Source organism: Photobacterium sp. SKA34 (assembly GCF_000153325.1).
GTDB lineage: Bacteria > Pseudomonadota > Gammaproteobacteria > Enterobacterales > Vibrionaceae > Photobacterium.
Genome location: NZ_CH724141.1, coordinates 1,427,424 through 1,438,283 on the forward strand (window position 1 = coordinate 1,427,424; position 10,860 = coordinate 1,438,283).

7 protein-coding genes are annotated in these 10,860 nt (G+C 38.4%); 5 read left to right on the top strand and 2 right to left on the bottom strand.

Annotated features, from left to right (window positions below; translation table 11 throughout):
* Nucleotides 1-9: 9 nt before the first annotated feature.
* The 3 genes from SKA34_RS23560 to astB all read left to right on the top strand — a co-directional run bounded on the left by SKA34_RS23560 (nucleotide 10) and on the right by astB (nucleotide 7,480).
* A complete protein-coding gene (locus tag SKA34_RS23560; RefSeq protein ID WP_006644919.1) occupies nucleotides 10-2,421 on the top strand; it encodes a hypothetical protein in 2,412 nt (803 codons plus the stop codon).
* Between the two features lie 2 nt (nucleotides 2,422-2,423).
* The gene (locus SKA34_RS23565) at nucleotides 2,424-5,903 is read left to right on the top strand and encodes a type I secretion C-terminal target domain-containing protein (RefSeq protein WP_006644920.1); all 3,480 of its coding nucleotides are present in this window, start codon (nucleotides 2,424-2,426) and stop codon (nucleotides 5,901-5,903) included.
* A 242-nt stretch (nucleotides 5,904-6,145) separates the two neighbouring features.
* Nucleotides 6,146-7,480 (top strand): N-succinylarginine dihydrolase, encoded by a 1,335-nt coding sequence (astB, locus tag SKA34_RS07565; protein ID WP_006644921.1) that lies wholly within the window; start codon nucleotides 6,146-6,148, stop codon nucleotides 7,478-7,480.
* Between the two features lie 74 nt (nucleotides 7,481-7,554).
* Here astB and SKA34_RS07570 read toward each other — a convergent pair whose 3' ends face one another.
* Together SKA34_RS07570 and lysM are read right to left on the bottom strand one after the other, a co-directional pair.
* The gene (locus SKA34_RS07570) at nucleotides 7,555-8,007 is read right to left on the bottom strand and encodes a YidB family protein (protein WP_006644922.1); all 453 of its coding nucleotides are present in this window, start codon (nucleotides 8,005-8,007) and stop codon (nucleotides 7,555-7,557) included.
* Between the two features lie 23 nt (nucleotides 8,008-8,030).
* Nucleotides 8,031-8,462 (bottom strand): peptidoglycan-binding protein LysM, encoded by a 432-nt coding sequence (lysM, locus tag SKA34_RS07575; protein WP_006644923.1) that lies wholly within the window; start codon nucleotides 8,460-8,462, stop codon nucleotides 8,031-8,033.
* Between the two features lie 346 nt (nucleotides 8,463-8,808).
* Between lysM and SKA34_RS07580 the strand changes: the two genes are divergently transcribed.
* Entirely contained in the window at nucleotides 8,809-9,330 is a 522-nt protein-coding gene (locus SKA34_RS07580) for a DUF2058 domain-containing protein (RefSeq protein WP_006644924.1), read from the top strand.
* 316 nt (nucleotides 9,331-9,646) lie between these two features.
* Nucleotides 9,647-10,860, top strand: a 1,214-nt coding sequence (locus SKA34_RS07585; RefSeq protein ID WP_006644925.1) for a phospho-sugar mutase, incomplete at its 3' end; no start/stop codon positions are given.

Below are 10,860 nucleotides of genomic sequence, written 5' to 3' on the forward strand. Positions count from 1 at the left end.
AAAGATATTGTGATTAACGTTAATCCTCAAGCTGATGATGGCACGCTAAAAGTGACGCGTGTTGAATCAAATGAAGACGAGCGTATTGATTTATCTACACATATTAATTTTGTATCGCTAGATGATAACTCTGATAATTCAGAGCATTTATTCTTACAAATTTCTTCCTTACCAGATGGTGCGGTGTTGTATCTAAACGATCAGATTTTAACGCCAAATGCTGATGGTATGTATGAAATTAAATATGAAGATCTGAATGGTCTATCACTTCAGCCACCATTAGATAGCAATGTTGACTTCAACATCTCAGTAAAAGGTGTGATCCGAGATGTGGCGACCATTACAGATGCCAACGGTAATGTAACAACTGAAACCAGCGAGAAAGTTGTTGGCCCACAATCAATTGACATTGCATTAACCGGTGTGGTGGATCAGGCGAAAATCGAATCTGATAACTCCGATTGGACACCGCTAGATAACGGTAAAATAGGCTTACAAACTACGATTAAAGAGGACAATGAAGTACATTTTGATTTCAAAGTAGTATCCGGTGAGCACACAATTGGTGGCGCAACTGATGTTTCAGAGACACTAAGTGTTGTGATTTCTGGTATACCTGAAGGCACTCAAATATATGACCAAAATGGTGAAAAGCAAACTTTGGTCTATGCCGGTGAAGATGCGAATGGCCAGCCGATTTATCAAGTTAATTTAGATACGTTGAATAATGTTGTTATTAAACCATCAGAAAATAATTTAGAAGACATCACGTTAGATGTACGCGTTGTCGTGACCGAGAACGATGGTGCGAGTAAAGCTTTTGATGGTGAGCTAGTTATTCATGTAACGCCTGAAATTGATGCAACAGATTACGATACAGTATCAAAAGGTTTTGAAGATCAAGGCACAGTTGTTAATTGGTTGCCGCCAGCATTTAGCGATCCAAAAGAGAATATCACGGCATTAACGCTGAATGGTTTACCTCAGGGCTATCAGCTATTTTTAGGCAACACATTACTAGTGGCTGACGCATCAGGAAAAGTAACATTTAGTGATAGTCAACTTCAGCAACTATTGAATGGCGCTAAGTTAACGGTTCATGCTCCGGAAGATTCAGATAAAGATATTACGTTGACGTCTACAGTAACGGTATCTGAAACAGATGTTGATGGTAATAAAGAGACCGTAAAAAAAGACATTACTGGTAATTTAGTCATAGATATTAAGGCGGTTGTTGAAGAGGACGGTCATTTAACCGTCATTCATAATGGTAAAGAACTCGATACTATTGCCTGTGATTCTGATGGTGTAATTGATTTATCAAACGCGACTAATTCAGACGGTAAAATAACATGGGTAGATGATGATTCATCGAGTAAGGAAATTGTTACTCAAGTTGTTTTAGAGCCAATTCCTGAAGGTTTCGTCATCATTGGTGGTATTAATAACGGTGATGGTAGTTGGACTGTCCCACAGTCTCAATTAGGTAACTTACAAATTCAGGCGTTAAATGGATTTACTGGAAAATTAGAATTAAAAATTAGTGCTTTAGTACAAGATCTAAGTGATGATAGTGATGTTAGTAATCAAGTTATTAGATATGATAACTTAACACTCGACTTTAGTAAAAACACAGTAAAATTTGATGAAAAAGCGGCAGATATAGAAATTGGTAAAGGTTACGTTGTCACTGGTGATGAGGATCAAATTATTGATCTTGGTAAGCAACTGATGGATAACGTAATACAAATTAGTACGGCAGATGGACATCGAAGTCATGATGAATTTACGATAGTTATTGCATCAAAAAATCTACCTGCAGGAGCCTCTATTATTGGTGCATCATTTGATCATGAAAGAGGTGAATATGTATTAAAAGTACCTGTACCAGCAACAGGACAAGTTGATCTTACTGGATTGTATATTATCGATATGCCACAAGATTTTTCAGGTGATTTTAAGCTTGAGGTTACGTATGTAACTACTGATACAAAGAGTGGTGATTACAACACGAAGACAGATACCGTTTCTATTCAAGTTGCTCCACAAGTTGATGGACCAAAATCTGTTGATATTAACGTGGTTGAAACTGAAGGTCTTAATGACGATAAACAACCTATCTCATCTTCTGATGATAAAACAGAACATGTATATAAAGATATTGCATATGAAGATGGTGATATAACGTTAGATTTATCTATAGCATTAAAAGATACACATACTGATATTACAAACGGAGTAGAAAGCGTTGATTCTGTGACTCTAACTCTGAAAAATAGTAAAGACGGCGTATTTATTGATGAAACTGGTAAAGAGTTAGGCTCATCAATCACGATTAAGGAAAGCGAAATGGGTAATATCCATTTCCGTCCTGCGTCTGATTTTAGCGGTAAAGTTAATTTAGCGGTAAAGTTAATATAGATGTGAAAACAACTGTGGTTGATACCACGCGTTACGATGATACCAGTGGCAGTGATGTATCAGCGTCAAAGACGTTTGATAACACCGTGAGTTTTGATGTTGTTGCTGTTAATGACGAAGTCAAATGGAACGGTATTGATACAACAATTATAGGTAATGAAGATACCGCAATTTCATTAAGTGGTATTGGTGGCACATTACAAGACAGTGATGGTTCAGAGCATATTGTTTCTATTAAGTTAGAAAATGTACCTGATGGCTTTATTGTTCAAGGTGCAACTAATAATGGTAATGGTGTTTGGACGATTAGTGGTTCAGGTGAATCATTTGATTTAAGCAACGTGAAAATTGTGCCGCCAAAAGACTTCAGCGGTAAAGTTGATATCGATATTGTCGTGTACTCAAAAGAAGAAACACTGGATAAGCCTGCTGAAAACCGTGAAACCATCACTATCGATGTACAGCCAGTTGCCGATAAAGTAGATACTGATGTAAACCCAAATGCATCTGGTGATGAAAATGGTTCAATCACGCTGGATTTAGGCATTAAAGCTTATGATGACAAAAATACCGTTAAGAACCCAAATTCAAATGTACATGAAAATGGGGCGGAATCACTACAAATCACCATTACCAATGTGCCTGATTCAAGCTCATTTACATTACCCACAGGTGTTCAAGGTAGTTGTGTGGAGCAACCAGATGGTTCATGGATTATTAAAGTTGATGGTTCAGCGCTCGATCAATTAACTTTCCACCCTGGTGATGCAAACAACCAAACTGTGATTGACGGTAAAGTATGGAATGGTGATCTGAATTTTGATATTAGAGCGGTTGATAACGGTGTTGTTGGTGCTGATAGCGTAGCGGTTGATAAGACAATCCACGTGGATGTTACGCCAGATAACGACGCACCAGTGAACCATTTACCATCGGATCCATTAACAGTTGATGAAGATGTAACCTTACTGATTAAAGACCTACAAATTAATGATGTTGATAGCCATGATCAGAATGCAGTAATGGATATGACTGTGACGCTTAGCGTACAGCATGGCAAACTAAGCATCGCTGATGGTGTAGACACAACAGGGCTTGTGATTAAAGGTAATGGTGATGGCACCTTAACCATTGAAGGTGATATTACAAAGATTAATCAACTGTTAGATCAAGGCATTAACTACGTTGGTGATAAAGATTTTAATGGTACTGATAGTCTGACTATGACCACTAACGATAATGGTAACTCCGGTGCTGGTGGTTCTCTAACCGATACTGATAGCGTGGATATCACGGTTACGCCTGTTAACGATGCGCCAGTGAACACAGTACCTGATGCATTTACTGTTGATGAAGATAGCAGCCATGTGATCAATGGTCTTAAGATCAGTGATGTTGATGCGAAAGAAAATGGCGCATCTGGTGATATGACTGTGACATTAGAAGTTGGTCATGGCCAATTAGCGATTATTGCAACTGATACGCAAGGCTTGAATATTGTTGATAATGGTGACGGTAAGTTAGTTATCAGCGGTGATATCAATAAGATCAACACATTACTTGCTGACGGTATTAAATATACTGGTGATGAGAATTACGCAGGTAAAGATCAGTTAACCATGACCACAAGCGATAACGGTAACGCTGGCGCTGGTGGTGCTCTAACCGATACTGATAGCGTGGATATCACGGTTACGCCTGTTAATGATGCGCCAGTAAATAATCTACCAACAAGTATTACCGCTGATGAGGATGTTGCAACAGCGATCACTGGCTTGCAAGTGTCGGATGTCGACTTTAATGAGTTGGCAAATAACACAAGTATGTCGGTACAACTGACTGTTGAACATGGTTCATTAACCATTACATTGCCAGAAAACACCCCAGTTAAAGTGGTTCAAAATGGTGTAGGTAATGTCACTCTTGAAGGTTCAATGGATGATATTAATGCAGTGCTTAATAGTGGTGTGAATTATACCGGTGATGCTAATTACAGTGGTAAAGATGAGTTAACTATTACCACTAATGACGGTGGTAATACGGGTACTGGCGGTAATCAAGCTACAACCAATAAAGTTGAAATTAACGTTGCGCCAAAAGCAGATGCTCCTTCGTTAAGTTTAAACCCAGAGCTTATACAAACGGCAGCAATGAGAAGTTCATTAGGCACTATGCTTCCGTTAATCGGATTATTAGCTGCAGCATCAACAGATGCTTCTGAAACTTTAACCGTTAAGTTAATGCACTTAGGCTCAGGTCAAGTTGTTGATAAAGATGGTAAGGTTATTGGTACCGATTTAGGCAATGGTAATTGGGAAGTGCCTGTTGATAAGGTCGATGGTTTGTATATTAAAAACCTTGATCAAGGTACACATACTATCGATGTAGTCGCAGTATCTAATGAATCTGATGGTTCATATGCAGAATCTGCACCTGTGAATATCAATATCGTCGTAGATGATTTATCACAAACTAACAACGTTATTGGTCAAAATTCAAATGTGAGTGGCGATAATCTGATCATCGACAGTACTGCAGCAGCAACACTTTACGGTGGTGATGGTGATGATGTATTAGTTGGTGGTTTAGGCTCTGATATTCTTGTTGGTGGTGCTGGAGATGACATACTATGGGGTGGTGACTTAGGCGGCCATGGTGATGGGGTGAAAGATACTTTCCTATGGTCAGAAAGTGATTTCGGTACAGCAAATGCCCCAGCGATAGATAAGATCATGGATTTTGAAGTCGGTATAGATACCATCAGTTTAAGTGATTCATTACATGCTAAAGATATCCAGTCACTTGACGACTTACAGCACCGTTTAAATATTACAGAAGAAAATGGCAGTACATTGATTCAAATATCTAACGATCAGGATCAGGTTGTGCAAAATATTCTGCTGGAAGGTGTGAGTAATAATGACTTGTTTGGTGATCACTCATCAGTGATGAGTAACACTGATAAATTAACCACACTATTTAATGATGGCAGCCTTGAACTGACTAAAAACTTCGGTGATGACGCAAATAATGACTTAATCGCAGATAGCCAAGGTGAGTCTTTATTTGGTTTTGATGGTGACGATAATTTACTCGCGGGTACTGGAAATGACATCTTAACTGGCGGTGCTGGTGATGATCTCTTTACTTGGCATGAAACATCGCTATCCAATAGCAATAATACCGATACCATTGCTGATTTTGAGCTTGGTAAAGATAAGATCGATATCCGTGAATTGCTGGGTAATGATGATAGTGGTAAGTCAGAGATGGATAACTTATTGGATCATGTAAGTGCAGGTGTTGATGATAAGGGCAATGTTAATCTTGATATCACAACAGATGACGGTAAGACGCAAAATATTGTCTTAGATAATATTCACCCAGCCCATGATCTTGGGTTAGTGGATGGGGCTTCTTCTGTTGATATTATGAATTCACTGTTTGATCACAATGCATTTAAGATAGATAGCGGTCACTAAATAGAAAAATAGAATATAAAAGCAGCCCTTAGAGGCTGCTTTTTTTTACCTAAAATTGCGTAGTTATTCATTTAATTAACGATAAGTGAAAATAATAAGCCTATACAAAGGAAACTTACGATTGATATAAAATAATAATCTATAAATAATGACTAATTAGACATAAACGTGTTTTGTTGCTGTAAATGTAAAAATTTTGTTATGTTAATTGCTATGTATTTAGCGGATGACATGGATGGAAAATGAAAGCATTTGAAGCAAATTTTGATGGTTTAGTAGGCCCGACGCATAATTATAGTGGTCTAGCTTACGGTAATCTTGCGTCAGCTAAGAACAGCGCAAAAGCGTCTAACCCTAAGCAAGCGGCGAAACAAGGGCTGGAAAAAATGAAAACCCTTGCAGATCTAGGCTTAGTACAAGGGATAATCGCACCACAAGAAAGACCAGATATTGCTACACTTCGTAGTTTGGGTTTTTCTGGCTCAGATCAAAACATTATCCAGCTGGCGGCAAAACACAGTCCCAAGTTATTAACATCTTGCTATTCAGCTTCCAGTATGTGGACAGCGAATGCTGCAACAGTATCTCCATCTGCTGATACTTTAGATAAGCGGGTACATTTCACTCCAGCTAATTTAGTTAATCAGTTTCACCGTTCAATCGAGCATGTGACAACAGGTAAGATTTTAAAAGCGATGTTCTCGAGTGAACAACATTTCCATCACCATAGCGCTTTACCTTCAGTGAATCATTTTGGCGATGAAGGGGCGGCCAATCACACTCGCTTTTGTCGTGAATATGATGAAGCTGGTGTTGAATTTTTTGTTCACGGTCGTCATGCTTTTGATAGTCGTTTTACTCAACCAAAGAAATATCCAGCAAGGCAAACCTTTGAGGCTTGTGAAGCTATAGCACGGTTACACCAATTAGATGAGCAGCAAGTTGTTATTGCTCAGCAAAACCCTGCTGTGATTGACCAAGGTGTATTCCATAATGATGTGATTGCTGTTGGTAATAGAAATTTATTGTTTTGTCACGAGCAAGCGTATGTTGATCAATCGAAAGTGTATGCAGAGCTAACACAAAAAATGGGTGAGGACTTTAAGATCATTGAAGTGCCTACTTCGAGTGTGTCGATAGATAATGCGATATCAAGCTATCTATTCAACTCACAATTATTATCGTTACCTAATGGAGAAACCGTACTGGTTTTACCGCAAGAGTGTGAAGAAAATAGCCAAGTTAAACAGTATGTAGAGCAACTAGTAACTGGTCAGCAAGGCATTGATAAAGTGATGATCTTTGATTTAAAGCAGAGCATGGCAAATGGTGGAGGACCTGCATGCTTACGACTACGTGTAGTGCTTAATGAACAAGAACTGCAGGCTGTAAATCCTGAGGTGTTAATGACGGGTGGCAAATTTGCTGTTTTAAACCAGTGGGTTGATAAGCATTATCGTGATCATTTGGTAGAAGCTGATTTAGCTGATCCCAATTTTCTGGTGGAATCTCGTACAGCATTAGATGAACTTACTCAGATACTTAATTTAGGTTCAGTTTATAACTTCCAGCAATGATCTTTACATAAACAAAAGGCGATAAGTAGAACATAGTCTTATCGCCTTTTAAAATGACTTATATATGCTAAAAGTTACTTTTTACCAAATAAGCTTGAAGCTAAATTCATAATGCCGTCAACACCACCTACAGCTTGTAACAGTTCAGATGCGATATCACCATTTGGACTTGCTTTATCAATTATACCTGGCAGAGTTTCTTGTAAGCCTGTCACTGCTTCATCTTGAGGTATTTGCAGATCGTTAGCAAAGTTTGATAATTGATCCTGATTGAAAATCTTAGCAATATCATCTGCGGAGATCGGTGAGTTTTCACCATTATCTAGCCACGATGAAACAATATTTGTTAGACCTGCACCATTTAGCGATTGAAGAATACTGTTAAAATCAATCCCTTCACCATTGCTATTACCCCCGAGAAGGTGAGCAAGTGCCGAAACAATATTGTTTTCGTTTAGACCATCAGTATTTGCACTCGATTGAGTAAATAACTGAGCGCCAATACGTAATATTTGTGCGATATCCATACATTAAACCTTAATCAGTAAACTTAAGCGGCAGCCGGAATACGAAGCTTCTGCCCAGGGAAAATTTTATCGGCATCGATAATCACTTCTCGGTTAGCGTCAAAAATTTTCTGGTAATCAGCACCATTGCCTAGTGTTTTTTCAGCAATTTTCCATAGGCTGTCGCCTGATTGTACTTCATAGTATGACACTTCTTCGGCTGAAGATGGTGCGTCAATATTATCAACGACAGATTCAATACCTGCAGTATTACCAGTCATAAGGATTACTTTTTCACGCGCTTCAGCGCTAACAGCTTGGCCTGAAAGAGTGGCAACACCATCTTTAACTTCAACATTTAAACCAGATAAGCCAGGGTTATTATCTTCAATATGTTGAGTGATTTTTGCAGGTGCCTCTTCTTCATTACCAAATAGTTTTGTTCCAATGTTACGAGCAAAGTCTAATAAACCCATTATAAATATTTCCTTATGACGATTGGTAAAACATTAAATTATTCCCTAACGATATTAGACGAAATTTTGAAAATAACTCAATTTATTAAGCTTTGTGAGATACAGCTACCTTATGGCTAGGGAATATACAAAGCCGAAAAATAATACTGAATTCCATTTTATTATTAAATTGCGAACTCTGATTTGTTAGATTAATAATCGTTTCTTCTAACCATTAAGAATAGGCCGAAAGACTGGAAGTAATTTTATTGTTTAAGCTTGACCTGTTTTAGCGCTAAACGTGATAATAAGGCTATAAATTAGTGTGTCTACACTGATAAATAATGATGAATGTTACGGAGTTTCAATGGCAAAGCTAAGTCTACAAGAGCAGATGCTAAAAGCAGGGCTTATAGATAAGAAGAAGCTTAAAAAGGCGGGTAAAACCACTAAAAAATCTCGTACTCAAGCGAAAGAAGCAAAAGCAGCTGTTGAAGAAAATCGCATAGCACAGCTAGAAAAAGATAAAGAGCTTAATCGCGTTCGTGACGAAGAGATCAAAGCGAAAGAGCTGGGTGCTCAAATTAAACAGCTTATTGAAATGAATCGCTTGGATCGTAAGAGTGGTGATATTGGTTACAATTTTACTGATGGTTCAACGGTTAAAAAGATCTATGTTGATAAAGTAATGCAAAATCAGCTAGTAAATGGCCGTTTAGCTATTGCACGTTACCTTGATGGCTATGAAGTGATCCCCGCTTCTGTTGCTGATAAGATTGCACAACGTGATGAAGAATCTATTGTATTAAATAATACTGTTGCTGACAGTCTTGCTGATGAAGATGATCCATACGCAGACTTCGTTATTCCAGATGATTTGATGTGGTAAGAATATCTTACTGAATAAATAGGTTCAGAGATTAAAAACCGATATAGCTAAAGCAAGTAGGCTCTTAGCGTTATCGGTTTTTTTATATGTATTTTATCGCTAAATAATGAAGTACTGAGCAATATTCACGCTATCGTTTGCGTGTGCAATAATTAAACATACAGATGTAAATATGATAAAAATAGCATGGTATATAATGCGAATGTTTATCATTTTTGGTTTATTATAGCATGATGTAGTACTTAATGACACAACTTCTTGAACATATCAATTCGATTGTGATTCAGAAAATCATCAACATAGCAGGACAATAATAATGAATAGTGATATCGCTCGTTGGTTGGAACGCGATCCTGACCCCAAAACACGAAATGAATTAGAACAGCTTATCAAAGACAATAATCAAGCAGAGTTAACAGATCGTTTCGACGGTCGATTAGCCTTTGGTACAGCAGGATTACGCGGAGTCGTTGGTGCTGGGCCTAATCGAATGAACCGCTTAGTCATTCAAGAAACAGCGTCAGGATTAGGGCAATATTTATTACGTTCAGTCCCAGAAGCGGCCAGCAAAGGTGTTGTTATTGGCTATGATGGGCGTCCCGACTCACAACAATTTGCACATGACACAGCATCAGTATTAACCGCACAAGGTATTAAAGTCTATTTAACGGTAAAAGTGGCACCAACGCCAGTTGCTGCATTTGGGGTGAAATATCTTCATACCGCTGCTGCTGTTGTTGTTACTGCCAGCCATAATCCTCCGCAATACAATGGCTTTAAAGTTTACTGGGAAAATGGTGCACAGATTATTCCGCCGCAAGATGCTGGAATCGCCGATGAAATTGATAAAGCGACAAAACATGAATTATCGTATTTATCGCTAGAAGAGGCTGTAGATAAAGGGCTACTCGTTTGGCTAGATGAAGACTACTACCAAGCTTATCGCCAAACAATGAATACTAACCCTCTCCTAATGAATCATAATAACCCGCAATCAATTAACATCGCTTATACGGCAATGCATGGTGTTGGTGCTGAAATGGCAGAAACATTATTAGTTGATGCTGGATTTGATCATGTTTACAGTGTTGCAGCGCAAAGAGAGCCTGATGGTACTTTCCCTACAGTCAAATTCCCTAATCCAGAAGAAACTGGCGCGATGGATCTTGTTATTGCGGAAGCAAAAAAACACGATGCAGTATTAGCTTGTGCCAATGATCCAGATGCAGATCGCTTTGCTGTTGCTGTACGTCGTGACGACGGTGAATACCAAATGCTCACAGGAGATCAAGTTGGAACATTATTTGGTTATTACTTATTAAGCCATGCACATGCCAATCAAAACTTAGTGGGGAATACAATTGTATCTTCAAGCTTACTTGGCAAGATAGCGACGACTCTTGGAGCGTGTTATTACCAAACGTTAACGGGTTTTAAGTGGCTAACAAATGTAGCGATGGCAAAACAAACAGAAGAGCATCAGTTCCTTTTCGCATACGAAGAAGCATTGGGTTATACCATTGGTAGTAA

Bases quoted from the DNA above. Each gene is read 5' to 3' on its own strand.
- SKA34_RS07570 (WP_006644922.1), bottom strand. From the start codon at position 8,007: ATGGATATCGCACAAATATTACGTATTGGCGCTCAGTTATTTACTCAA.
- astB (WP_006644921.1), top strand. From the start codon at position 6,146: ATGAAAGCATTTGAAGCAAATTTTGATGGTTTAGTAGGCCCGACGCAT.
- lysM (WP_006644923.1), bottom strand. From the start codon at position 8,462: ATGGGTTTATTAGACTTTGCTCGTAACATTGGAACAAAACTATTTGGT.
- SKA34_RS07580 (WP_006644924.1), top strand. From the start codon at position 8,809: ATGGCAAAGCTAAGTCTACAAGAGCAGATGCTAAAAGCAGGGCTTATA.